This is a genomic window from Fuscovulum sp., from assembly GCA_035192965.1.
Taxonomy (GTDB): domain Bacteria; phylum Pseudomonadota; class Alphaproteobacteria; order Rhodobacterales; family Rhodobacteraceae; genus Paragemmobacter.
In genome coordinates this window covers 801,420-825,695 of sequence record CP136571.1, presented here as the reverse complement: position 1 = coordinate 825,695, position 24,276 = coordinate 801,420, and the positions used below count along the sequence as shown (strand labels likewise).

Here is a 24,276-nt window from a genome sequence, read left to right as displayed (position 1 = left end):
GACATGTTATTGTATAACATACATAGCCCCCCGTGACCAGCACAGGAAGGGCCATCCCGATGCGTTATATCATATCCCCCGCCGTTGCCAGCCTCGCCTTCGCCCTGCCCGCCATCGCCGAAGTGCCAAAGGTCATCACCGACATTCACCCCGTCCACGCGCTTGTGGCGCAGGTGATGGGCGATCTGGGAACGCCGGAACTGCTGCTGGAACGCGGTGCAAGCGAACATGATTTCCAGTTGCGCCCGTCTCAGGCGGCGTCCTTGGCGGATGCGGATCTTGTGGTCTGGATCGGCCCGGAACTGACCCCGTGGCTGGACCGCGCGCTGGATGGCATCGGCGAGAACGGCGCGCGGCTTGGCCTTCTGGCCGTGCCGGGAACCGAAACCCGGGCCTTCTCCGAAGATGGCGCGCATGCAGGCCATGACCATGGGGCCGAGGAGCAGGCAGCGGCTGAGGAAGAGCATGATCACGGCCATGACCATGCCGCCGAAGAAAAGGCAGCGGTCGAAGAGCACGACCACGGGCATGAGGAAACCGCAGAAGCCGCGCATGACCACGGGCACGAAGAAACTGCCTCGGCAGAAGGCGATGATCATGGTCACAACCATGAGGGTGCCGATCCCCATGCCTGGCTTGACCCCGCCAATGCGCAGGTCTGGCTGGCGGCCATCGCAGCGGAACTTGGCCGTCTGGACGCGGAGAACGCGGCGACCTACACCGCCAACGCCGAGGCCGCCATCGCCCGGACCAAGGCCCTCGATGCCGAGGTGGCGCAGATCCTTGCCCCGGTGCAGGGCAAGCCGGTGGTCGTTTACCATGATGCCTATGGCTATTTCGCCGCCCATTACGGGCTGGAGGTGTTCGGCTCGGTCGCCCTTGGCGATGCCACCGCCCCCGGCGCGGCGCGGTTGTCCGAACTCCGCGCAGGGGTGGAGGCTGGCACCCCCGTCTGCCTGTTCCCCGAGGCGCAGCATGATGCCGCGCTGATCACGCAACTGGCCGATGGCACAGGCGCAAAGGTGGGCGCGGCGCTGGATCCGAATGGCTCCATGCAGGAACCCGGACCGGGCGCTTATGACGGGCTGATGCGCAGCCTTGCGCAGGCCATGGCCGATTGCATCACGGCAACGCCCTGACCAATGCACTTGACCGTTCCCTCGACAATCTCCACCACTGGCGCAGGGCGGAGACGAGGGGACGAATGACGGATCGGCAGTTGGGGATATCCCCGTTCGGCGTGACAGCGAATGGCACGTCCGTTCAACGTGTCACCATCGGGCGCGATGGTTTGTGTGTTTCGGTTCTGACCTGGGGCGCGGTTCTTCAGGGTGTCTGGCTCGAAGGGGCAGACCGTAACCTGACGCTGGGGTCGGATCGGCTGTCCGATTACGAAGGCGCGATGCGCTATCACGGATCGCTGATCGGCCCGGTCGTGAACCGCTTCACCGATGCCCGCGCGCCGCTTGCCGGGCGCAGCCTGCCGTTCGAGGCCAATCAGGACAACCGCCATTGCCTGCATTCCGGCTCTGCCGGTACCCATCTCAAGGTGTGGCGTCTGGCCGAAGCGACCGAGGATTCGCTGCGTCTGGAACTGGACCTTCCCGATGGCGAAGGCGGCTTTCCTGGCAATCGCCGCGTCACGGCGGCGTTTCAGGTGGATGGCGTCAGCCTGCACCTGCGGGTGCATGTCACCACCGACAAGCCTACATTCGTGAACTTCGCCAATCACAGCTACTGGAACCTTGACGGCTCGCCAACATGGGCCGGTCACCGCCTGTGGGTCGATGCCCCCTATTTCCTGCCTACCACGCCGGATTTCACCCCCACCGGCGAAATGCGCCCCGTCGAACAGGACGGCATGGATTTCCGCAAGACCCGCCGCATCGACCCCGACATGAACCCCTTCGACAACTGCTTCTGCCTGTCAGATGAACCCGGCCCCCTGCGCGAGGCTTTGCGCCTGAACGGCCAGTCCGGCATCGGCATGGTCGTCTCTACGACCGAGCCGGGGATACAGGTCTATGACGGGCGCAACGCCTTTCGCCCCGGCCGGCGCGCCTATGAAGGGCTGGCGATCGAGGCGCAGGGTTGGCCCGATGCGCCCAACCACGCAGGCTTTCCCTCGATCGTGCTGGAACCCGAAGGGGAATACCGCCAGCACACGGTCTGGCGGTTCACCCGGGGTTAACCGTCCACCCCACCCTGCCCGGCATCGCGGAACCACTCCACAATGGCCGCCCGTTCGGCGGGTTCCATATAGCTCAGGTTCGCGGGCGGCATGGCGTGGGACAGGCCCGATTGCAGATAGATCCGCCGCGCCTCTTGCGCGATCTGCGCGGGTGTTTCCAGCACCACCCCCTTGGGCGGCCAATACATCCCCTCCCACACCGGTTCCGCCGCGTGGCACATGGAACAGCGGCCTTGCACGATGCTGACCACATCGTCAAACCCGCTGGCCGAGGCATAGGTCAGCGCCGCACCTGACAGTTGCGCCTGTTCTTCCTCACCCGCCCGCAGCGCCATCGGCGCGGTCGACAGCCAGGCGATGATCAGGAACAGCACCGCTGTGGCCGCCCATGTCCAATGCGGGCTGCCTTTGCGCGCGTGCTGGGTGTTGAACCAATGCCGGATTGTCACCCCCATCAGGAACACCAGCGACGCGATCAGCCAGTTCCATTCTGTCGCAAAGACCAGCGGGTAATGGTTCGACAACATCAGAAACAGCACCGGCAGCGTCAGATAGTTGTTATGCGTGCTGCGTTGCTTGGCGATCTTGCCGTATTTGGGGTCCGGCGTGCGACCTGCCTTAAGATCGGCCACCACGATCTTCTGGTTCGGGATGATCACCATGAACACATTGGCCGACATGATGGTCGCCGTGAACGCCCCCAGATGCAGCAGCGCCGCGCGCCCGGTGAACACCTGCGTATAACCCCAGGCCATCGCCACCAGCACCGCAAACAGCGCCACCATCAGCACCGTCTGGTTCGCGTTCACGAATACCCGGCACAGCGTGGTATAGATCCCCCAGCCCAGCGCCAGCGATCCCACCGAGATTGCCACCGCCTGCCAGACCGCCAGATCCATCACATTGGCATCAATCAGATACAGGTCCGCGCCCAGATAATAGACCAGCACCAGCATGGCAAAACCCGACAGCCAAGTCGCATAGCTTTCCCATTTGAACCATGTCAGATGCTCGGGCAGGCGCTCGGGTGCCACCAGATATTTCTGGATGTGATAAAACCCGCCCCCATGCACCTGCCATTCCTCGCCATGCGCAAGTTCAGGCATACCGGGCGCCTTGCGCAGACCAAGGTCGAGCGCGATGAAATAGAACGACGATCCGATCCAGGCGATGGCCGTGATCACATGCGTCCAGCGGGCGGCAATCTCGACCCATTCCCACAACACGGCCCAATCATAGATGCCTTCCATCGGCGCGGCTCCCTTGCTTTTCCTGAAAGGCTATACCGGGCCGCATTCCCCTGTTAATCCTTCAAATGCCCAATCACTTTCAAACCATGGCAAAGAATGGGGCCTGGCCGCGATGTCCTATGTGAACAACATCAGAATGTTCGTGCGTGTCTATGAATTGGGCAGCATGAGTGCGGCAGCGCGCGATCAGCGCTGTTCGCCCGCTGTCGCTTCGGCCCGGATTTCGGAACTGGAAAAGCATCTCGGTGTGCGCCTGTTCAACCGCACCACGCGGTCGCTGCAACCCACGGAAAACGGTCGCATCTTCTATGACGGCGCGCGCAAGGTGCTGGAATCGATAGATGAGGCAGAGGCCGCGGTGATGGACGTCACCCAGAACCCGCGCGGCACCATCTTTGTCGCCGCCCCCCTTGGCATCGGGCGGCGCTTCATCGCCCCCCATGTCCCCGCCTTCAAGGATCAATACCCCCAGATCGACGTCCGCCTGCGCCTATCCGACCGGGTGATCGACGTCACCGCCGAAGGGCTGGATATCGCCTTCCATCTTGGCCTGCTGGAGGATTCCACGCTCAAGGTCCGCCTCATCGCCGATTGCCCCCGCATCCTCTGCGCCGCACCCGCCTATATCTCGCGGCGCGGGATGCCCACCGATGGCGCAGCGCTGGTCAATGACCGGCATGATTGCCTGAACCTGCGCTTTCCCGGGGCCAAGGAATTTCAGTGGAACCTTGCCACCCCTGACGGCCCGCGCCGGTTCGAAATCACCGGGCCTTTTGAATCGGATGATGGCGATGTCCTCACCGGCTGGGCGCTGGATGGCTGGGGCATCGTGATGAAACCGATCTTCGAGGTGGCAGAACACCTCAAGGCAGGCCGCCTCGTCCCCGTGGCACAGGCGACCCCGCCGCTGCCCACGCAGCTGTCGGTCCTGTCCCAGCACCGCCGCCTGAAAGATCCGAAGGTGCGGCTCTTCACCGATTACATCATCGCCCGCATCAAATCCGATATGGCCGAACGCATGGCCGGGCTGCCCGTCTTTGCGGCATGATCCTGCAAACGGTCCATGACGCCCCGCCGTGGCAGGTCGCCCTTGCGCCCGGTACGGGCGATGATCTGATCCTGTCCTTCGCCAGCATAGGCCACGATCCGACCCGTCCCTCGTCCCCCGAATTCGTGGCGTCTGCCACCACGGCGAACAGGCGCGCGCTGTTCTTCACCGATGCAAGCCGAAGCTGGGGCCTTGATCCCGGCTTCGCCCCCGCCGTTCAGTCAGGCGTGGCCGCCGCAGGCCCCGCAAACCGCAGCATCGCCATCGGCTCCTCCATGGGGGCAGTCTGCGCCCTGCGCGCGGCCTACCTTGCCCCCATTGCCGCCGTCTTGGCCTTTGGCCCGCAATCCACCCTGAACGATCCGCGCTGGGACAACTGGACCGCGCGCCTTGGCACCCCCGCCCCGCCCGCCTTTGCCCCCGGCATCTGGCATATCCTGTTCCACGGCCTTGCAGATGATCGCGCGCAGGCCCTAGGCTTCCCCGAAGCCGCGAATGTCGACCACATTCTCTATCCCGGCGTCCGCCATTCCGACCTTGGCCCGCATCTGAAGTCAAAAGGCGCCCTGACCGGCCTGATCGACGCAGCCCTCGCCGGAGATCGCCGCCGCCTTCTGCGGATCACCACATCCACAGGTGGGGTTCAGCGTCGCAAAAGTATGGGTCTCTGACACCCGGCCCGGAACTTGCCGTACTTCCCAGTACAACCGCAAGGAGAACGCGCCATGACCACCCTGGCCCCGCGCAAGACGCGCCCCACCCAAACCGCACCCGCCGCACAGCAAGCCAAGGCCCCCCGCCCCGCCCTGCGGCAGCTCATCGCCGCTCAATTCGCCGCGCGGACGGTCACCCTGCCGCGGATGTCGCACAGCGCCTGATCAAGACCCGCGATAGGTGGAATAGGCAAAAGGCGAAATCAGCAGCGGCACATGATAGTGCTGCGCCGCATCCGGCACGCCGAACCGGATCGGGATCTCGTCCAGAAACAACACGTCACCGTCTGCCTGCCCGGTGGCGCGCAAATAATCCCCTGCGCAGAACACCAACTCATAGCTGCCCGCGGTGAAATCCTTCCCCGTCAACATCGGCGCATCCGTGCGGCCATCAGCATTGGTCACCGTCTCGGCGATCTTGCGGTGGGAATTCCCGCTCACCCGATACAGCATGATCTTCACTCCCGCCGCAGGCTTTCCCCGCGCCGTATCCAGAACATGGGTCGTCAACCGTCCACCGCTCATGCCGGCCTCCTCTATTGCCGCCCCATCCTAACCCGATCCGCGCGCCACAAGCGACGCCACAGCAGCCGATAAGGTCTTTCTGACATTTTTTGATAAAGCCTGCCGGAAAAGCGGCCTAAGCTGCCGCAACCTATGACAATCGGGGAAGAGTCTGTTGAACCGTTACCCGCGCGATTTCCGTGGCCATGGCCCCAACCCACCCGATGCCAAATGGCCCAATGGTGCCAAGATCGCCATTTCACTGGTCCTGAACTATGAAGAAGGGGGCGAGAACAACATCCTCCACGGCGATGCCCAGTCCGAGGCGTTTTTGTCCGACATCGCCGGTGCCGCCCCTTGGCCGGGTCAACGCCACTGGAACATGGAATCGCTTTACGATTACGGCGCCCGCGCGGGGTTCTGGCGGCTTCACCGCCTGTTCACCGAACGCAACTTGCCCGTCACCATCTACGGCGTCACCACCGCCCTCGCCCGCAACCCCGAACAGGTGGCGGCGATGAAATCCGCCGGGTGGGAAATTGCCTCACATGGCCTGAAATGGGTCGATCACCGCGACATGGACGAAGCAACTGAACGCGCCCAGATCGCCGAATCCTTCCGCCTGCATGAAGAGGTGACAGGCCAACCCCCGCGCGGCTGGTATACGGGCCGCTGCTCCATGAACACGGTCCGGTTGACCGCTGAAACCGCCCGCCTCGACTGGATTTCCGACACCTACGATGACGACCTGCCCTATTGGATGGAAACCGGCGACCGCGACCAGCTGGTCATCCCCTACACGCTCGAAGCCAACGACATGCGCTTCGCCACAGCGCCGGGCTATATCGAGGGCGAGCAGTTCTTCACCTACCTGCGCGACACGTTCGACACGCTTTATGCCGAAGGGCAAGATGGCCGCGCCAAGATGTTCTCCATCGGCCTGCATTGCCGCCTGATCGGCCGCCCGGGCAAGATTGCCGGGCTGAAACGCTTCCTCGACCATGCGGCAGCCCATGATGGTGTCTGGTTCGCCCGCCGCATCGACATCGCGCAGCACTGGGCCGCCACCCACCCGCATCGCCGCCTTGAACGCCCCTCGCAGATGACGCGGGATCGCTTCGTCGAACGCTTCGGCGGCATCTTTGAGCACTCCGCATGGATCGCCGAAGGCGCGTGGTCGCTGGAACTCGGCCCCGCGCATGATTGCGTGACCGGGCTGCACAACGCCCTTGCCCGCATCTTCCGCAGTGCGACGCCGGATCAGCGCATGGCGGTGCTACGCGCCCACCCCGACCTTGCGGGAAAACTCGCCGCTGCCAAGCGCCTGACCCCGGAATCCACCGCCGAACAGGCCAGCGCCGCGCTGGACGCGCTGACCGATAACGAACGCGCGCGCTTCACGGAACTCAACACCGCTTACGTAGCCAAGCACGGCTTTCCCTTCATCATCGCCGTACGCGACAACACCAAGGCCTCCATCCTCCAGGCCTTTGAAACCCGCATCTCGAATGACACCGCGACCGAATTTTCCACTGCCTGCGCGCAGGTGGAACGCATCGCCGAACTTCGCCTGAAGGACATCCTGCCATGACCGGCTACTACGCCCCCCCCGGCGGCCTGCCCCCGCAAACCAGCCTGATGACAGGCCGCGCCGTCTTTACCGACGCCTACGCCTTCCTGCCCAAGGGCGTGTTCTCCGACATCGTCACCAGCTACCTGCCGGGCTGGTCCAAGACCCGCCTCTGGCTGATCGCCCGCCCCATGACCGGCTTTTCGGAAACCTTCAGCCAGTATGTGATGGAGGTCGCCCCCGGCGGCGGCTCCGACGCGCCCGATCCCGATGCCGGGGTGGAACATTGGCTGTTCTTCACGGGTGGCCTCGCCACCGTCACTGTCGGCGGCCAAGGCCATGATGTCGAGGCGGGCAGTTACCTCTACATCCCCGCCGGAACCCCTTGGAAACTGCTGGCCGAAGGCGCGGAACCCACGCGCTTCCACTGGCTGCGCAAGCTCTATGAACCCGCGCCCGGCCTGCCGCATCCGGAACCCATCTTCATCAACGAACGCGATGTCGCCCCCATCGCCATGCCCGATACACAGGGCCGCTGGGCCACCACCCGCTTCGCCGATCCCGCCGATCTGCGCCATGACGCGCATGTCAACATCGTCACCTTCCAACCCGGCGGCGTGATACCGTTCGAGGAAACCCACGTCATGGAACACGGGCTTTACGTGCTGGAAGGCAAAGCCGTCTACAAACTGAACAAAGACTGGGTCGAGGTCGAGGCAGGCGATTTCATGTGGCTCCGCGCCTTCTGCCCGCAGGCCTGCTATGCCGCAGGCCCCGGCCCCTTCCGCTATCTCCTTTACAAGGACGTCAACCGCCACGCCAAACTGCGCGGGCCGTTCTCATTCCCGCGCTAACCCATCCCTTTCTTCTCTGCTAAAATATCCTGCGGGGGTCCGGGGGCGCAAAGCCCCCGGTCCTGCGCTCAGAAAAGGCGCAGCATGCAACAGATCAGGACCGAACCGCTCACCACCACAGCCTTCGCCCCCTTCGGCGATGTGCTGGATGCGACCGGCGATTTCCGCCTGATCAATGCCGGCCTCTGCCAGCGTCACCACGACCGCGCGCAGCTTGATTTCGGCCCCGATGGCCGCGCAGGTATCTCCATCTTCAAGGCCGAACCGCGCGCGCTGCCCTACCGTTTTGATCTGATCGAACGCCACCCCGATGGCGCGCAGGCCTTTCTGCCGATGTCGGAACATCCGTTCCTTGTGATCGTATCCGCAGGCCCCGACGCCACGCCCCGCGCTTTCCTCACCAACGGCGCGCAAGGCATCAACCTGCATCGCGGCACCTGGCACGGTGTCCTGACACCGCTTTACGCCCCCGGTCTCTTTGCCGTGGTCGACAGGATCGGCCCCACACCGAATATCGAGGAATACCGTTATCCGCAGCCTTGGGTCGTGTCCGCTTAAGGATCACCCCATCCGCAACGCGACGTCCAGCATCCGGTTGGAAAAGCCCCATTCGTTGTCGTACCAACCGAACACGCGCAGCATCCCGCCCGCCGTCACCCGCGTTTCCGGGCAGGCCATGACGATGCTCTCTGCCCGCGCCCGCAAGTCGGTCGATACCAGCGGTTTGTCGGTCGCCCCGATCACCCCGCCCGCTGCCCGCAAGGCGGCATTCACCGCCGCCACATCGGCGCGCCGCTCCGTCATCACGGCAAGGTCCACGCACGAGACCGAGGCGGTCGGCACCCGCACGGCCGACCCTTCGATCCGCCCCGCAATCTGCGGCAGGACCCGGTCCAGCAACCGGCTGGCCGAGGTCGTCGTCGGCACCATCGACAGTGCCGCCGCCCGCGAACGGGGATAATCGGCCGCCGGCGCATCCACCGTGGGCTGACTGCCGGTATAGCAATGGATCGTCGTCATCGACCCGGTCACCACGCCCCAGTGATCGTCGATCAGCCGCGCCAGCGGTGCCAGCGCGTTGGTCGTGCAGGACGCGTTCGACACAATCGCCTGACCCGCAAGCTGATCGTCATTCGCCCCCAGCACCACGGTCAGATCCGCTGCCTGCGATGGCCCCGACACCAGCACCCGCCGCGCGCCCGCGCGCAGCCCCCGCTCCGCCACCTCGCGCGCATCCGCCCGCCCGGTGCATTCCATCACCACGTCGATCCCGTGCAGATCAAGCGAAGCGATATCCGGCGTCCGGTGCAGCGGAATGGCCCGCCCATCCACCACCAACGCCCCCGCCTCCAGCATGACCGTCCCGCGCCAAGGGCCAAAGACGCTGTCATATTCAAACAGATAGGCGCACATCTCCGGCGCGGCGATGTCGTTGATCCCCGCCACCTGCAACCCCGGCCAACGCTCGGGTGATTGCAGAAAGGCCCGCAGCACCGACCGCCCGATCCGCCCGAACCCGTTGATAAAGACACGCATCGCCGCAGCCCCCCGCCCCTTGGCGCACAGTCAGACCACGCCCGGCGCGGGGGTTCAATGCCTGAAACAAGATATGATCAAATGCCGGGGTTTCCCTCGCAAGACGTCAATGGCACCCGCTTCTGACGGGGTCACCGCCGCTAAACCTGCACCTCAACTCCCAGCCCGCGCTCAATCGCCCGCGCCACGGCCACCGCCGCCACGGCCAGATCCTGCAACCCAACACCCGTGCCATCGAACAGCGTGATTTCGTCAGCCGATCCCCGCCCCGGATGCGCCCCCGTCAGCACATTGCCCAAAGGCGTGATGTCGCCCTCGGCCACCAGCCCCGCCGCCAAGGCATGCTGCGCCTCACCGATGGAAACCGATTGCGCCACCTCATCGGTGAACAGCCGCGCCTTGGCCACCAGCGCAGGCTCCACCTCCTGCTTGCCCTTGGTATCCGTCCCCATGCAGGCCAGATGCGTACCGGGCGCCACATGCGCCGCCATCAGCGATGCGGCGGGGGATGAGGTGATGGTGATGATCGCATCCGCCTCGACCATCCGCTCCAGCCCCACCGCCTCGAACGGCAAGCCCAGTTCCGCGGCCACCTCGCCCAACTTGGGCAGCATGTCGGGATGCAGGTTCCAGGCGATCACGCGATCCCAGTTCCGCACCCGCGCTGCCGCACGCAGCTGGAACCCCGCCTGATGCCCCGCCCCCACAATGCCCAACACCCGCGCATCCGCCCGCGCCAGCCGGTCGATGGACAGGGCGCTTGCCGCTGCTGTCCGCAGCGCCGTCAGCAGGTTGCCCCCCACCATCGCCGTCGGCCGCCCACTGTCGGGATCGAACAGATATACCGTCGACTGATGGTTGGTGATCCCCCGCGCGGCATTGCCGGGAAAATACCCCCCCGCCTTCACCCCCAGCATCCCGCCTGCCCGGTCGAGGCCCGACTTGAACCCGTACTGCCGCCCCTCGCCCAGCGCCTCGCGCACGACGGGAAAGTTATAGGCCTCACCCCGCGCCATGGCGGCAAACGTGGCCTCCACCGCCGCAAAGGCATCGGCGGGCGACACCAGCCCCGCAATCAACGCTTCGGGAACAACCAGCATGGGCAAGCCCTTTCATCTGTTCAAAAACATCCCCGCCAGAGGCTTTGACCGCATCGCCAAAGCCTCCGGTTGCGCGGATCAATAGGCCTTGCCGCGCGCCGATACGGGCCAGACCACCTCGACCTTGCCACCCCGGACGCCCACATACCAATCATGAACGTTGCAGGTCGGGTCGCAATGGCCGGGCACCAGACGCAGCTTGTCATTCACCTTCAGCACGCCTTGGGGATCGTCGATCACCCCATGCTCATCGCTGCACTTGACGTACTTCACATCCGTGCGCCCAAAAATCACCGGCAACCCGCTATCCACCGACTGCGCCTTCAGCCCGGCATCGCAGATCGCCTTCTCCGCCTTCGCATGGCTCATAACGCTGGTCAGGATGAACAGCGCATTCTCCCATTCCCCCTGATCAATCCGCTTGCCATCCTTGTCCAGAATGCGCCCGTAATCGGCATCCATAAAGGCGTATGACCCGCATTGCAGCTCGTTATACACCCCCGAATTGCCCTCAAAATAATAGGACCCCGTCCCACCCCCGCCCACGATATCGCAGGCGATCCCTTCGGCCTTCAGCGTATCAACAGCATCCCGCACCATCGCCACCGCAATGTCGATCTTGGCCTTGCGATCTTCATACTTGTCCATGTGCTGCATCGCGCCCTGATAGGCCTGAATGCCGCTGAACTTCAGCCCGGGCGCCGCGTCAATCGCCTTGGCCAAAGCCACCACCGCGGGCGTCGTCGTCACGCCGCAGCGCCCCGCGCCGCAGTCGATCTCCACCAGACATTCGATCGTGGTGCCATGCTTCACCGCCGCCGCCGAAAGGTCCGCCACATTGGCCAGATCATCCACGCAGCAGATCGCCCGCGCCCCCAGCTTTGGTATCCGCGCCAGACGGTCAATCTTGGCCGGATCGCGCACCTGATTGGACACCAGCACATCCTTGATCCCGCCGCGCGCAAAGACCTCGGCCTCGCTCACCTTCTGGCAACACACGCCAACCGATCCGCCCAGCCGCTCCTGCAACAGCGCCACATCCACGGATTTGTGCATCTTGCCATGCACACGGTGCCGCACGCCCATATCCCGCGCGAACTTGCCCATCTTCGCAATGTTGCGCTCCAGCGCATCCAGATCCAGCACAAGGCAGGGCGTCTGAATATCCGCCTCACTCATCCCCGGCAGGGCCGGGATGTCATAGCCCACTTCCAGCCCGTCGAAATCCGTTCTTCCGTCCATCGTCGTCACCCTTTCATCCAAGGCAGCTTGTCCAGATCCACATTCCCGCCGGTCAGGATCACCCCCACCCGTTTGCCCCGGAACCGATCCGGGTTCTTCAGGATCACCGCCAGCGGGACCGAACAGCTGGCCTCGATCACGATCTTCATCCGCTTCCAGTGCAGCTTCATCGCCTCCACGATCTCATCCTCCGTGGCGGTCAGCACATCGGTCACGTGGTTCTTCACGAAATGCCAGGTCAGGTCCTTCAATGGCACCTTCAGCCCGTCTGCCACCGTATCGGGCGCATCATCGGCGATGATGTGCCCCGCCCGGAAACTGCGCGCCGCGTCATCGGCATTCACCGGCTCTGCTGCAAAGATCTCTACCTCCGGCGCGGTCGCAGACAGGGTCAGGCAGGTGCCCGAAATCATCCCGCCCCCGCCAATCGGCGCGACCACGGCCTCCAGCCCCGGCACCTGCTCCATCAACTCGCGCGAACATGTCCCCTGCCCGGCAATCACGCGCGGGTCGTTATAGGGATGCACGAAATCCGCACCCGTCCGCGCCTGCACCTCGGCGAACACCGCCTCACGGCTGCTGGTCGATGGCTCGCATTCCACGATCACCCCGCCATAGCCCCGCACTGCATCCTTTTTGGCATCCGGCGCCGTGCGCGGCATCACCACCGTGCAGGGAATCCCCCGCCGCCCCGCCGCATAGGACAGGCTCAGCGCATGGTTCCCGCTGCTATGCGTCGCCACCCCCCGCGCGAGTTGATCCTCGCGCAGCCCAAAGACGGCATTCGACGCCCCCCGCACCTTGAACGCCCCGGCCTTCTGAAAGTTCTCGCATTTGAAGAACAACTCAGCCCCGGTTAGCGCGTTCAGATAGCTCGACGTCAAAACCGGCGTCCGGTGGATATAGGGCGCAATCCGCGCATGCGCCTCCAGAACATCGTCAAAGGTCGGCACCATCAGGCCCTGAAAATCCTTCATCCTGCCCATTCTCCTTTGTGCAAGTATCCTCCGGGGGTCCGGGGGTGGAAAACCCCCGGTCCCGCACCCACCGCTACTCCGCCGCCAAGGCCATCGGCACCGCCGACCCGCGATAAAACTCCGCCGCCGCCGCCACCCCGGACCCCAGCTTCACCGGCCAGCCCAGATCGGCCATGCACATCTCGGCTGTGGCCAGACCCGCCAGCACCATCACATCGGTCAGCATCCCCAGATGCCCGATGCGGAACACCTTGCCCGCCACTTCGCCCAGCCCCACACCAAAGGCCACGCCGTATTTGTCAGCCGCCAGCTTCACCAGATCGGTCCCGTTGCACCCGTCCGGGACCACCACCGCCGTCACCGTGTCGGAATACAGATCCGGCGACACCGCGCAGGGCCGCATCCCCCAGGCCGCCACCGCACGGCGCACCCCTTCGGCCAGCCGGGCATGGCGGGCATAGACGGCCTCAAGCCCCTCATCCTCCAGCATCTCCACAGCCTTGGCCAAACCGGAAATCAACCCCACTGCGGGCGTGTAAGGATACCCCCCCGCCGCATAGCTTTTCAGCATGTCTCGGAAATCGAAAAAGGTGCGCGGCAGCCCCGCCCCTTCCATCGCCGCCAGCGCCTTGTCGGAAACCCCAAGGATCGCCAGCCCCGCCGGCAGCATGAAACCCTTCTGGCTGCCGGCCACGGCTACATCAACGCCCCAACCCGCCATCTCAAACGGCATCGACCCGATGGAAGAAACGCCGTCCACAAACAACAGCGCGCCATGCCCCGCCGCATCCATCGCGCGGCGTATCCCCGCGATGTCCGACTTCACCCCTGTCGCCGTCTCATTATGCGTGGCCAGCACCGCCTTGATCCGCCCCGCCCCATCGGCCCGCAATGCCGCCTCGATGGCCGCCACCGGCGCACCCTGCCCCCAAGGCGTCTCGATGATCTCCACGTTCAACCCGTGCCGCTGGCACAGGTCGATCCAGCGATGGCTGAACATCCCGAACCGCGCCGCCAGCACCGTATCCCCCGCCGACAGCGTGTTGCTGATCGCGGCTTCCCAACCACCCGTCCCGGTGGACGGCAGGATGATCACCTCACCCCCGCCCATCCGCAGCACCCGCCGCACGCCTTCCACCGCAGGCTTGAACAGCCGCGCAAAGGCGGGTGACCGATGGTCGATCGTCGGCATATCACAGGCCTTGCGGATCGCTTCAGGAATATTGGTGGGGCCGGGAATGAACAGCGGATTCTGGAACGACATCGGCGCTTCCTCTGAAATCTATGCTGCGACTCTAGGCGCGGCATCCCCACTGCACAATTTTTTCGAAAAGATTTTTCAAAAAGCGGAAAATGTCCTATTCTCCATATAAATCAGACACTCCCGCTTTTTCACCCACAACCACCCCATCGCAGTCAGGCCCGAACATGCCCACAACACCCCGCCCCCGTGGCCGCCCTAAGGCCTTCAACGATAAGACCGATCAGAACACCGTACAGGCGCTTGACCGCGCACTTGGCCTGCTGACCACACTCGCCGCCGCCCCCGGCCTGACGCTCTCGGAACTGGCCGAGACCTCCGGTCAGGCCGTCGCCACCGTCTACCGCGCCCTCGTCACGCTTCAGGGCCATGGCATGGTCGAACTCGAAGAACCGGGCCAAATCTGGCATATCGGCCCCGGTGCCTTTCGCGTCGGCTCCGCCTTCCTACGCCGGACAAAGGTCGTCGAACGCTCCCGCGCCCCGATGGATCAGTTGATGCGCGACAGCGGCGAAACCGCCAATCTGGGGGTGGAGGTCGGCGATCAGGTCCTGTTCTTGTCGCAGGTCGAAACCCATCAGGCCATCCGCGCCTTCTTCCCGCCCGGCACCATGGCCCCCATGCATGTCTCCGGCATCGGCAAGGCCCTTCTCGCCTGGTATCCCGAAGAGAAAACCCGCGGCATCCTCGCCCGCCGGGGGCTCGAACGCTTCACCACCCTCACCCACACCTCCGAAACCGCCCTCCTGCGCGACCTCGCCCGCGCCCGCGAACGCGGCTTCGCAATCGATGATCAGGAACGCGCCGAAGGCATGCGCTGCGTCGCCGCCCCCATTTTCAACAGCCATGGCGAACCCATCGCAGGCCTTTCCGTCAGCGGCCCCGCCTTCCGCATGGGCCTGTCCGACGCCACCCGCATCGGCACCCTCGTCCGCACCGCCGCCGACAAGGTGACAGAGGCGACAGGCGGCACCCGTCCCTGACCCCTGCAATTCTTCTCTGCATAAATATCCGCGGGGGTGAAGCGCGCCCGGACGGCCTTTCTGTGAAAGGCCGTCAGCGCCGAACGCACGATGGCCATGCCATCGGGCCGGGTTGGGCGCGCGAACGCGCGACCGGGGGCGGCAGCCCCCACCCCCTTCTGACGGGGCGAAGTCCCCGGCAGAAGGTCAAGAAAAATGCCGCGGCACGCGGCGCCGCTCAACAGCCGCTATTGCAGGTCGCGAAACGCAGCCTGCATCCGCGCCACTGCCTCAACCACCTGCGCGCGGGGCGCGGCGATGTTGAAGCGCAGGAAATGCTCCCCGCCCAGACCAAAGCTCACCCCGTGATTGGTGGCGATCCGCGCCTCCTTCTCTACCCGCGCGATGAACTCGGCCGGCGCCATGCCGGTGCCGGAAAAATCCAGCCAGGCCAGATAGGTCGCCTCCAGCTTCATCGACCGCAGCCCGGGAATGGCAGCCATGCCCTCATCAAACACCTGCCGGTTGCCATCCAGATAGCCCATCAAGCCATCCACCCATTCTGCCCCCTCGGGCGAATAGGCCGCCGTCGCCATATGCATGCCAAAGCTGTTGCCCGAAATGCCCAGCGCCGCCATCCGCCCCGCAAACTTCGCCTTCAGCACCGGATCTGTGATGATCACATTCCCCGTATGGCTTCCCGCGATGTTGAAGGTCTTGGTCGTCGCCGTCATCATCACCAATCGGTCCGCAATCTCCGGCGCGGCCAAAGGCATCGGCACATGCTTTTGCCCCGGAAAGACCAGATCATGGTGAATCTCGTCCGACACCAATATCAAGTCATGCCGCACACAGAACTCCGCCACCCCGCGCAATTCCGCCGCCGTCCAGACCCGCCCCCCCGGATTGTGCGGCGAGCAGAGGAGGAACATCCGCTCCCGCCCCGTCATCATCGCGTCCCAGACGGCGAAATCCATCTCGTAGCGGCCATCCACCATCGCCAGCGGGCATTCCACCACCACTCGCCCCGCCGCTTTGATCGTGCGGGCAAAGGCGTGGTAAACGGGCGTCGTCAAAACCACCCCATCCCCCGGCGCGGTGAACGCGTCCAGACACAGGCCCGTGCCGTTCACCAACCCATGGGTGGTGAAGATATCCTCGCGCGCCACAGCCCAGCCATGCCGTGCCTGCATCCACCACTGGATCGCCTCCAGATAGGCGCTGTCATCGCCGAAATAGCCGTAAACCCCATGCTCGGCCATCCGCTCCACCGCACGCTGCACGCAGGCCGGCGGGCGAAACTCCATGTCGGCGACCCACATGGCCAACCCGCCCTCGGCAGGCACACCATAGAGTTTCTCCATCATGTCCCATTTCACGCAATGCGTGCCACGCCGGTCAATCGGGGTATCAAAGCTCATCTCGGCCCTCTGTTCTGTGGTCCCGGACAGGAATAGCAACGCCGGACGCTTGTTCCAACCCAGATTTTCAAACGTGAAAAATTTTCTTTCATATTCGATTATAGAGAGAAATTTTTCTGACAACCCGCGATAAATCGAAACTTACTTCCCGACAAATTACCCTCTGCGCCCCTCACGCCCCGCCATTGCGCGAAAGGCCGGTTTTCCGTAAATCATGCGACATGATCCGCCCCATCCTGCTCCATCCCGACCCGCGCCTCAAGAAGCTCTGCGATCCCGTCGCCGAGATCACGCCCGAACTTGGCCAACTCGCCGAAGACATGCTGCAAACCATGTATGCGGCACCGGGTATCGGCCTTGCCGCGCCGCAGATCGGGGTGATGAAACGGCTGGTCGTGATGGATTGCGTCAAGGGCGACACCGATCCCCCCCGCCCCATCGCCCTGTTCAACCCGGAAATCACCTGGGTTTCCGAAGAACTCTCCAGCTATGAGGAAGGCTGCCTTTCCATCCCCGACCAATATGCCGATGTGCAGCGCCCCGCCGAGGTGCGCGTCCGCTGGCTGGGTCTTGATGGGAAACATCAGGAAGAGCAGTTCGCCGGCCTCTGGGCCACCTGCGTGCAGCATGAAATCGACCATCTCAACGGCAAGCTGTTCATCGACTATCTCGGCCCCCTGAAGCGCCAGATGATCACCCGCAAGATGGAAAAGCTGAAACGCGAACGTGCGCGGTTCGGGGAATGACCGTTCTGCCCATCCTGCATTGGCCCGATCCGTGCCTGTCCACCCCCTGCGCACCCGCCCCGCTGACCGACGCGGTCCGCAAACTCGCCGCCGACATGCTGGAAACCATGTATGCCGCCCCCGGCCGTGGCCTTGCCGCACCTCAGGTGGGCCATCCGATCCGGCTCTTCGTGATGGATGTCACATGGAAGGAAGGCACCCCCGCCCCGCGCATCTGCCTGAACCCCGAAATTCTCTGGCGCTCTGACACCACTGCCACCGGGATCGAAGGTTGCCTCTCCATCCCCGGCATCACCACCGATATCACCCGCGCCACCGACATTCACCTGCGCTGGACCGATCTTGATGGCACCACCCAAGACGAAACCCTCTCCGGTTTCGCCGCGATCTGCGCACAGCACGAATATGACCATCTCGATGGGATCGTGACCTTCGACCGCCTTTCACCAGCCGCCCGCGCGACCGCGCTTCATGCCTATTCCGCAGCGCAGGCCCCGGCATGACCGCGCGCCCCTGTCTGCCCTGGCCGCACCCGATCCTGAAAACCCCCGCCGCCACCGTGGCCGCCATCACCGATGACATCCGCGCCATCTGGGCCGACATGATCGACACGATGGAGGCCATGCCCGGCTACGGACTCGCCGCCGTGCAGATCGGTATCCCCCTGCGTCTTGCCGTCGTGGATTGTTCCACCGAACGCGGGCAGGCCATCCGCATGGCGAACCCCGAAATCCTGCATGCCAGCGTGCAACCCCGCGACCACGAGGAAGCCTCGCCCAACCTTCCCGGCGTGTCGGCCCTCATCACCCGCCCCCGAGCCGTCACCGTCCGCTACCTGAACGAAAAGGGCGAAATCGAAGATCGCGATTTCGTCCATCTCTGGGCAACCTCGGCGCAGCATCAGATCGACCATCTGGCCGGCAAGATGTATTTCGACCATCTCTCACCACTCAAACGCAAGATGCTGCTGGCCAAGGCGGAAAAGCTGCGGAGGCGGGGATGAAGATCGTTTTTTTGGGCACGCCGGATTTTTCGGTCCCCATCCTCGACGCCCTCACCGCAAAGCATGATATCCTCGCCGTCTACACCCAACCACCCCGCCCCGCGGGCCGGGGAAAGGAGCTTCGCCCCACCTCAGTCCATGCCCGCGCCACTCAGCTCGGCCTGCCCGTCCGCCACCCCATCAGCCTGAAATCCCCCGAAGACCAAGCCGCCTTTGCTGCCCTTGGCGCGGATATCGCGGTCGTCGTCGCCTATGGCCTGATCCTGCCCCAAGCAGTGCTAGATGCCCCGCGCCACGGCTGCCTGAACATCCACGCCTCGCTCCTGCCCCGCTGGCGCGGCGCGGCCCCAATCCACCGCGCCATCATGGCCGGCGACGCGGAAACCGGCATCTGCATCATGCAGATGGAGGCGGGCCTTGATACCGGCCCCGTCCTGCTGCGGGAATCCACCGCCATCGGCATCCAAGAAACCACGCAAGACCTGCACGATCGCCTGTCCCAGATGGGCGCGCGCTTGATCCTCGACGCGCTCGACGCCCTTCCCACCCTCACCCCCGCGCCACAACCGGCCGAGGGCATCACCTACGCCACCAAGATCGACAAGCTTGAGGCCCGCATCGACTGGACCCGCCCCGCCCCCGAAATCGACCGCCAGATCCGCGCCTTGTCGCCCTTCCCCGGCGCATGGTGCATGGCGGGGGGTGAGCGGCTGAAACTCCTGCGCTCCCGACTCGCCCCCGGCAGCGGTGCCCCCGGCACCGTCCTCAACGGCCTGACCATCGCCTGCGGCACGGGCACGGTGCAGATCACCCTCGCCCAGCGCGAAGGCAAGAAACCGCAAGACCCCACCGAATTCCTGCGCGGCTTTACCCTTCCCGAACTGCTGGACTGAACCGCCCACCCGCGCCATGATCTGCGCAGCACACGCGTTCACAGCAAAGGTCGCCATGCCCATCCTCATCCTGATCGTCATCGGTGCCGCAGCAGGCTTTCTCGCCACCCGCTTCATGCGGGTTCAGACGGATGTACCCACCACCATCGCCATCGGCATCGGCGGCGCGCTTGTCGGCTGGGGCATCCTGCGCTTCTTGGTTTCAGTCACCGGCTGGGTTGCAGCCTTTGTCGGCGCAATCATCGGGGCCATGGCGCTGATCTGGCTCTGGCAGAAATACGTCTCGAAATAGGGCAGCCCAGATTGCCTAACCCAGCCGCCGCGCGGCATCCTTCAGCTTGAACCCCGCTCCGCCCGCCGGTTCCCAGATCAACCGCCCCTGCCAGGCCGCAAACATCATCGCCGCCGCCTCGTCGCGACAGCCCAGCTTTGCCGCCAGCACACGCTCCACCGCGTGCCGCCACTCTGCCGCACGCGCGGCCGCCACCGGATCGGACAGGCTCGCCAGCACCAGCGCGGGCGGCAAGACGCCCGCCAGCGCCTTCAGAAATCCCTGCGCGCTTTCCTCTGCGGCGGCAAAGCGCTCGCCCGCCTCCATCACGCAATCCCAGCCCTGCGCCAAAGCCGCGCGCAGCATCCCGGCCCGGTCACCATAGCGCTGCACCAATGTTGGCGGGGCCAATCCGCAAACCTTCGACACGGTCCCAAAGGACACAGCGCCCTCTCCCCCTTCGGCCAAAAGGCCAAGGATGGCTGAAAACACCTCATCATCCGGAACGCTGCGCGGTCTACCCATGGTAAACGAATAACCGTTCACCTAAAGCCTGACAAGTCTCACCGTTTGGGCGATCCCGGCCGCGGCGGCCGCGCCTTGTACACTGGCAACCGCCAGCCAAAGCGCAAACTCCCCGCCCGCAGGATCAGCGTCACCACCGCACAGCCCAGCAACGCCTGCCACCCCTCGGCCCCGGCTCCACCCAGCAGCACCGCCACCCCCGCCCCGCAAAAAGCGCAAGTCACGTAAAGCTCGCCCTGCTTCAACACCAGCGGCACCTCGTTGCACACCACATCGCGCATCAGCCCGCCCATGCAGCCTGTCACCATCCCCATCACCAGAACCACAGGCCAGCCCAACCCTTCGGCCAGCGCCACCCCCACCCCCGCCGGCACCGCCACGGCAAGCGCAAAGGCATCCAGCCACTCCAACGCGCGATAACGGCTTTCCAGCCGATGCGCGCCAAAAAACACCAGCACCGCCGCCACCGTCGCCACCAAAAGCAGCAACGGATCCGAGGTCCACAGTGGCGCGCGATCCAGCAGCACATCGCGCAGCGTGCCACCCCCCACCGCGGTCAGGCAGGCCACAAAGATGAACCCCACGATATCCAGCTGCGACCGGCTCGCCACCAGCGCACCCGTCAGCGCGAATATCGCGACCGATGCGTAATCCAGCGTCGACAGCAGCGCCTCGGCCGGCAGGGCAAGGCCCGGCGCAATCATGCGCTCTTCGCCTTGAACGGGGCCATCCCCGCCCGCGCCAGCGCATCGGCCCGCTCGTTTTCCTCATGCCCGGCATGGCCCTTGATCCAGCGCCAATCCACCTTGTGGCGCGCCTGCGCCGCATCCAGCCGCTGCCACAGATCGGCATTCTTCACTGGATCACGCCCCGCTGTGCGCCATCCATTGCGCTTCCAGCCATGGATCCATTCCGTCACGCCATTCTTCACATAGGCGCTGTCGGTCACGATGATGATCTCCGACGGGCGCGCCAGCGTCTCCAGTGCCGAAATCGCCGCCAGCAACTCCATCCGGTTGTTGGTGGTCATCGCCTCGCCGCCCTGCAACGTGCGCTCCTTCACCACCGCCCCCGACTCTCGCGCCAGCAAAAGCACACCCCATCCTCCGGGGCCCGGATTGCCCGAACAGGCACCATCGGTATAGGCGTAAAGTTCTGGCATGGCGGCTCCTTTTGACCTCGTTTAGGCAGCCGTCCCCCAACCGTCAACCAAGCCCCTCTTCTCTGCCAAAATATCCTCAGGGGGTGAGGCCGCAGGCCGAGGGGGCGGAACGCCCCCTGATTTTTCGCAGAAAAATCGTTCACTCAAGCAGAATGGGCACCGCCAGACAGGCCAGCACCACCGCCGTCAGCAGCCCGCGCAGCCGCATCCACCATGGCGGCGTCAGCCCCTGCCGCGCAAAGAACCCGTCCAGCATCAACAGCCCGGCAAAGCCTGCGAACAGGTTCACCGCCGCATCGCCCGGATCGCCATTCACCATGAAAAAGGCCCAAAGCGCCGGGATCACCGACAGCCCATATCCCAGCGCGGCCGCCTGCCCCTCGGCCCGCGTTGCAAAGCCCCATAGCACGCCCGACATGAAAGACAGGATCACCGTCCCATAGGTCAGGCTGACATAGGTGCCCATGAACAACGGGCTCATCCACTGCCCGCCCCAGCCCACTGTCGCGGGAAACAGCACATTCGCCGCCCCCCAGAGGAACGGGATCAACCCGGCAAGACCCAGCATCAGCGCAGAACGGGGAATGGATGTCATGTCAGGCTCTTGATCAGGGCATCAATGCGCTTGGCGCGCGTGGGGGCGGTCTTGGCCGTGCCGATCTGATACAGCAATCCGCGCCGCTTGCCAGCCGTCAGCCCCTCCCAGACCGCGGTCAGGTCAGCATGCCGCAGGGCCAGCGCCACATCCTCAGGCGTGTCCACCTGATCGTCCGGCGCAGGCCGCAGCCGCACCTCCAGCACCTCGCCGGGGCTGATCCCCAACCGATCCAGCAGCGATGCCCCCGCCCAGAGGAACACCCCCTCCACCACCGGCGCGCGCGACAGGGCAAGGTTCACCGGATGCTCGTTGATCTCGCCCTCCACCCGCTTGGCGCCCTGTGCCAGCAGGGCCTCGGCTGCGTCCTCAGGCAAACGCAGCAGGGTATAGGTCGCGCGGCCCCACTCCACCGGCTCAACGGTGGCCTCAAAGACCACCCAATCGCTCATGCAGGCTCGCGCAAGATGCGGGGCACCTTGAACTCCACCGTCTCCACCGCGGTCTCCACCGGCTCCACCACCGTGTCGAACCGCGCACGGAAGGCGTCGATCACCTCATTCACCAATACTTCCGGCGCGCTCGCCCCCGCCGTGATCCCGACGCTGCGAATACCCTCCAGCGCCCGCCAGTCGATATCCGTGGCCCGCTGGATCAGTTGCGCATAGGCGCAGCCTGCATTGGCCCCCACCTCCACCAGCCGCTTGGAGTTGGATGAATTCGGCGCCCCGATCACCAGCAGCGCGTCAATCTTGCCCGCCATCGCCTTCACCGCCATCTGGCGGTTGGTGGTGGCATAGCAGATGTCGTCATGCGCCGGCGCCACGATGGCCGGGAACCGCGCCGTCAGCGCCGCCGCGATATCCGCCGTGTCATCCACCGACAGCGTGGTCTGGGTGATAAAGGCCAGCTTGCCCGGGTCACGCACCACCAGCCCCGCCACATCCTCGACCGTCTCGACCAGCAGCACCTCGCCCTCCGGCAACTGCCCCATGGTCCCCACCGTTTCGGGATGCCCTGCATGACCGATCATGATCATCTGCAACCCGTTCTCGCTGTGCCGCGCCGCCTCGTTATGCACCTTGGTCACCAGCGGGCAGGTCGCATCCACCGCGATCATCTCGCGCCGCGCCGCCTCGGCCGGCACGGCCTTCGGCACGCCATGGGCGGAAAACACAACCGGCCGGTCAAGCGGGCAGTCATCCAGCTCCTCGACGAACACAGCCCCCTTGGCGCGCAGCCCGTCGACCACGTATTTGTTGTGCACGATCTCATGCCGCACAAAGACCGGCGCACCCCATTTTTCGATCGCCATCTCGACGATCTTGATCGCGCGGTCCACTCCGGCGCAAAACCCGCGCGGCGCGGCCAGATACAGGGTCAGGGGCGGAAGGGTCATCAGGCGGCCTCGTGCTCGGTTATCCCTGATTTAGGGCCAAACTCGGCCTTGGTAAACCGCAACCTGCCGCCTCGCCTTACCCCACGAACCCCAGCGTGATCAGCCCAAGCACCAGATACCGCCCCGTCTTGGCGATGCTCACCAACAGCGCAAACAGCCAGAACGGCGTGCGCAAGGTGCCTGCCACCACCGTCAGCACATCGCCCAGCGGCAACCATGACAGCAGCAGCGACCACACCCCCCAGCGGCGAAACCACGCCTCGGCCCGGCGCAGCGCCTCCTCCGGGATGCGGAACCGCTCCATCACGCGCAGCTGCATCAGCCCGCGCCCCAGCGCATAGTTCAGGCAGGACCCCAGCACATTGCCCACCGACGCCACCAGCAGGATCACGCCAAAGCGTTCCGGCTCGGCCACGATCATGCCCGCAAAGATGATCTCGGATTGAAAGGGAATCAACGTCGCCGCGACAAAGGCGGCAAGGAACAGGCCAAACAGGGCGGAGCCAAGGATCATGCGCCCCAGATGGACCGCCGCGCCCCGCGCGACAAGGCGTCAGCCAATCTTTGCGCGCCAATGCGTGACAAAATCCGCTTTCGCCGCAGGCGTTGCAAAGGCGCGGGCGGGCAGGATCACCACATCTTCACGCCCAAAAGTCAGGAACACATGATCCCGCGTCTCGCGCAGCGCGCGCAGCGACCGCCCGCCCAGAACCAGCGGCTCGCGCCGGTCTGTGCGATGCTCGATCATCCGGTCGGGCCAAACCTCCAGCCGCATCTCACCGCTCGCCCGCGCCTTCGCACGCTGCCGCCGGTCATGGTATTGAAACAGCCCCACCATCACCAATGGCAGCGCCATAAGGATGAAAGCCGCAGGCAGGCTGTGCAGACCCGGCACATCCTCCAGCTTACCCGACAGCATCTTCAGCAGACCAAACCCCGCAAACAGGCTCGCCGCTAGCGCCAGCCTGTCCCGCTTGCGATAGGCAGGCGACACCCGTTCCCATGCCAGCGCATCCCCCGCCTCCAGCGTGTAGTCAAACACGTCGGGCGCGG

Annotated in this window: 30 protein-coding genes; 14 read left to right on the top strand and 16 right to left on the bottom strand. The window is 64.8% G+C overall.

Annotation, left to right across the window (positions count from 1 at the left end):
• Positions 1 to 59 precede the first annotated feature (59 nt).
• Positions 60 to 1,139 (top strand): zinc ABC transporter substrate-binding protein, encoded by a 1,080-nt coding sequence (locus RSE12_04100; GenBank protein WRH63524.1) that lies wholly within the window; start codon positions 60 to 62, stop codon positions 1,137 to 1,139.
• A 65-nt stretch (positions 1,140 to 1,204) separates the two neighbouring features.
• Positions 1,205 to 2,191 (top strand): aldose epimerase family protein, encoded by a 987-nt coding sequence (locus tag RSE12_04095; protein ID WRH63523.1) that lies wholly within the window; start codon positions 1,205 to 1,207, stop codon positions 2,189 to 2,191.
• Here RSE12_04095 and RSE12_04090 read toward each other — a convergent pair.
• Positions 2,188 to 3,432: a urate hydroxylase PuuD gene (locus RSE12_04090; GenBank protein ID WRH64735.1), complete on the bottom strand. Its 1,245-nt coding sequence runs from the start codon at positions 3,430 to 3,432 to the stop codon at positions 2,188 to 2,190. The genes RSE12_04095 and RSE12_04090 overlap by 4 nt on opposite strands.
• Positions 3,433 to 3,553: 121 nt before the next feature.
• Here RSE12_04090 and RSE12_04085 point away from each other — a divergent pair, with 121 nt between their 5' ends.
• From RSE12_04085 to RSE12_04075, 3 genes are read left to right on the top strand one after another with little or no spacing between them, the layout of a single operon-like run.
• Positions 3,554 to 4,489, top strand: coding sequence for a LysR family transcriptional regulator (locus RSE12_04085; GenBank protein WRH63522.1), 936 nt, complete (start codon positions 3,554 to 3,556; stop codon positions 4,487 to 4,489).
• Positions 4,486 to 5,160, top strand: coding sequence for a hypothetical protein (locus RSE12_04080; protein WRH63521.1), 675 nt, complete (start codon positions 4,486 to 4,488; stop codon positions 5,158 to 5,160). The genes RSE12_04085 and RSE12_04080 overlap by 4 nt, the downstream gene beginning before the upstream one ends.
• Positions 5,161 to 5,214: 54 nt before the next feature.
• Entirely contained in the window at positions 5,215 to 5,367 is a 153-nt protein-coding gene (locus RSE12_04075; protein WRH63520.1) for a hypothetical protein, read from the top strand.
• On the opposite strand, the gene uraH is transcribed toward RSE12_04075, so the two are convergent.
• A complete protein-coding gene (gene uraH / locus RSE12_04070; protein ID WRH63519.1) occupies positions 5,368 to 5,727 on the bottom strand; it encodes a hydroxyisourate hydrolase in 360 nt (119 codons plus the stop codon).
• 154 nt (positions 5,728 to 5,881) lie between these two features.
• On the opposite strand from uraH, the gene puuE reads away from it, so the two are divergent.
• From puuE to RSE12_04055, 3 genes are all read left to right on the top strand, one after another.
• Entirely contained in the window at positions 5,882 to 7,297 is a 1,416-nt protein-coding gene (gene puuE, locus RSE12_04065; protein ID WRH63518.1) for an allantoinase PuuE, read from the top strand.
• The gene (locus RSE12_04060; GenBank protein WRH63517.1) at positions 7,294 to 8,130 is read left to right on the top strand and encodes a bifunctional allantoicase/(S)-ureidoglycine aminohydrolase; all 837 of its coding nucleotides are present in this window, start codon (positions 7,294 to 7,296) and stop codon (positions 8,128 to 8,130) included. The genes puuE and RSE12_04060 overlap by 4 nt, the downstream gene beginning before the upstream one ends.
• Before the next feature lie 84 nt (positions 8,131 to 8,214).
• Complete coding sequence (locus RSE12_04055; GenBank protein ID WRH63516.1) at positions 8,215 to 8,688, top strand: ureidoglycolate lyase; 474 nt, start codon at positions 8,215 to 8,217, stop codon at positions 8,686 to 8,688.
• 3 nt (positions 8,689 to 8,691) lie between these two features.
• Here RSE12_04055 and RSE12_04050 read toward each other — a convergent pair whose 3' ends face one another.
• From RSE12_04050 to RSE12_04030, 5 genes are all read right to left on the bottom strand, one after another.
• Complete coding sequence (locus tag RSE12_04050; protein ID WRH63515.1) at positions 8,692 to 9,666, bottom strand: glyceraldehyde 3-phosphate dehydrogenase NAD-binding domain-containing protein; 975 nt, start codon at positions 9,664 to 9,666, stop codon at positions 8,692 to 8,694.
• A gap of 140 nt (positions 9,667 to 9,806) precedes the next feature.
• A complete protein-coding gene (locus RSE12_04045) occupies positions 9,807 to 10,766 on the bottom strand; it encodes an ornithine cyclodeaminase family protein (GenBank protein ID WRH63514.1) in 960 nt (319 codons plus the stop codon).
• Between the two features lie 78 nt (positions 10,767 to 10,844).
• Complete coding sequence (locus tag RSE12_04040) at positions 10,845 to 12,008, bottom strand: DSD1 family PLP-dependent enzyme (GenBank protein WRH63513.1); 1,164 nt, start codon at positions 12,006 to 12,008, stop codon at positions 10,845 to 10,847.
• Between the two features lie 5 nt (positions 12,009 to 12,013).
• Positions 12,014 to 12,985, bottom strand: coding sequence for a pyridoxal-phosphate dependent enzyme (locus RSE12_04035; protein ID WRH63512.1), 972 nt, complete (start codon positions 12,983 to 12,985; stop codon positions 12,014 to 12,016).
• A 73-nt stretch (positions 12,986 to 13,058) separates the two neighbouring features.
• Complete coding sequence (locus RSE12_04030; protein ID WRH63511.1) at positions 13,059 to 14,249, bottom strand: aminotransferase class V-fold PLP-dependent enzyme; 1,191 nt, start codon at positions 14,247 to 14,249, stop codon at positions 13,059 to 13,061.
• Between the two features lie 164 nt (positions 14,250 to 14,413).
• On the opposite strand from RSE12_04030, the gene RSE12_04025 reads away from it, so the two are divergent.
• Entirely contained in the window at positions 14,414 to 15,229 is an 816-nt protein-coding gene (locus tag RSE12_04025) for an IclR family transcriptional regulator (GenBank protein ID WRH63510.1), read from the top strand.
• A gap of 227 nt (positions 15,230 to 15,456) precedes the next feature.
• Here RSE12_04025 and RSE12_04020 read toward each other — a convergent pair whose 3' ends face one another.
• Complete coding sequence (locus RSE12_04020; GenBank protein ID WRH63509.1) at positions 15,457 to 16,629, bottom strand: MalY/PatB family protein; 1,173 nt, start codon at positions 16,627 to 16,629, stop codon at positions 15,457 to 15,459.
• Positions 16,630 to 16,850: 221 nt separating this feature from the next.
• Here RSE12_04020 and def (RSE12_04015) point away from each other — a divergent pair, with 221 nt between their 5' ends.
• From def (RSE12_04015) to RSE12_03995, 5 genes are read left to right on the top strand one after another with little or no spacing between them, the layout of a single operon-like run.
• Positions 16,851 to 17,375: a peptide deformylase gene (gene def, locus RSE12_04015; protein WRH63508.1), complete on the top strand. Its 525-nt coding sequence runs from the start codon at positions 16,851 to 16,853 to the stop codon at positions 17,373 to 17,375.
• On the top strand, positions 17,372 to 17,878 hold the full coding sequence (gene def, locus RSE12_04010; protein WRH63507.1) for a peptide deformylase: 507 nt from the start codon (positions 17,372 to 17,374) through the stop codon (positions 17,876 to 17,878). Before def (RSE12_04015) ends, def (RSE12_04010) begins: the two co-directional genes overlap by 4 nt.
• Positions 17,875 to 18,378: a peptide deformylase gene (gene def, locus RSE12_04005; GenBank protein WRH63506.1), complete on the top strand. Its 504-nt coding sequence runs from the start codon at positions 17,875 to 17,877 to the stop codon at positions 18,376 to 18,378. The genes def (RSE12_04010) and def (RSE12_04005) overlap by 4 nt, the downstream gene beginning before the upstream one ends.
• Positions 18,375 to 19,271 carry a methionyl-tRNA formyltransferase gene (gene fmt, locus RSE12_04000; protein ID WRH63505.1) on the top strand — a complete coding sequence of 299 codons (897 nt, stop codon included), beginning with the start codon at positions 18,375 to 18,377 and terminating at the stop codon, positions 19,269 to 19,271. The genes def (RSE12_04005) and fmt overlap by 4 nt, the downstream gene beginning before the upstream one ends.
• A 55-nt stretch (positions 19,272 to 19,326) precedes the next feature.
• On the top strand, positions 19,327 to 19,563 hold the full coding sequence (locus tag RSE12_03995; GenBank protein ID WRH63504.1) for a GlsB/YeaQ/YmgE family stress response membrane protein: 237 nt from the start codon (positions 19,327 to 19,329) through the stop codon (positions 19,561 to 19,563).
• A 15-nt stretch (positions 19,564 to 19,578) separates the two neighbouring features.
• Here RSE12_03995 and RSE12_03990 read toward each other — a convergent pair whose 3' ends face one another.
• The 8 genes from RSE12_03990 to RSE12_03955 all read right to left on the bottom strand — a co-directional run bounded on the left by RSE12_03990 (position 19,579) and on the right by RSE12_03955 (position 24,265).
• Complete coding sequence (locus RSE12_03990; protein WRH63503.1) at positions 19,579 to 20,067, bottom strand: transcriptional regulator; 489 nt, start codon at positions 20,065 to 20,067, stop codon at positions 19,579 to 19,581.
• Positions 20,068 to 20,105: 38 nt separating this feature from the next.
• Positions 20,106 to 20,771: a trimeric intracellular cation channel family protein gene (locus tag RSE12_03985; protein ID WRH63502.1), complete on the bottom strand. Its 666-nt coding sequence runs from the start codon at positions 20,769 to 20,771 to the stop codon at positions 20,106 to 20,108.
• Positions 20,768 to 21,229 carry a ribonuclease HI gene (rnhA, locus tag RSE12_03980; protein WRH63501.1) on the bottom strand — a complete coding sequence of 154 codons (462 nt, stop codon included), beginning with the start codon at positions 21,227 to 21,229 and terminating at the stop codon, positions 20,768 to 20,770. The genes RSE12_03985 and rnhA overlap by 4 nt, the downstream gene beginning before the upstream one ends.
• A gap of 139 nt (positions 21,230 to 21,368) precedes the next feature.
• Positions 21,369 to 21,824, bottom strand: coding sequence for a DUF3429 domain-containing protein (locus tag RSE12_03975; GenBank protein WRH63500.1), 456 nt, complete (start codon positions 21,822 to 21,824; stop codon positions 21,369 to 21,371).
• Entirely contained in the window at positions 21,821 to 22,276 is a 456-nt protein-coding gene (locus RSE12_03970) for a YdeI/OmpD-associated family protein (protein WRH63499.1), read from the bottom strand. The genes RSE12_03975 and RSE12_03970 overlap by 4 nt, the downstream gene beginning before the upstream one ends.
• Entirely contained in the window at positions 22,273 to 23,223 is a 951-nt protein-coding gene (gene ispH, locus RSE12_03965) for a 4-hydroxy-3-methylbut-2-enyl diphosphate reductase (protein WRH63498.1), read from the bottom strand. Before ispH ends, RSE12_03970 begins: the two co-directional genes overlap by 4 nt.
• 76 nt (positions 23,224 to 23,299) lie before the next feature.
• Entirely contained in the window at positions 23,300 to 23,737 is a 438-nt protein-coding gene (locus tag RSE12_03960; protein ID WRH63497.1) for a YqaA family protein, read from the bottom strand.
• Between the two features lie 39 nt (positions 23,738 to 23,776).
• Positions 23,777 to 24,265 (bottom strand): hypothetical protein, encoded by a 489-nt coding sequence (locus RSE12_03955; GenBank protein WRH63496.1) that lies wholly within the window; start codon positions 24,263 to 24,265, stop codon positions 23,777 to 23,779.
• Positions 24,266 to 24,276 lie beyond the last annotated feature (11 nt).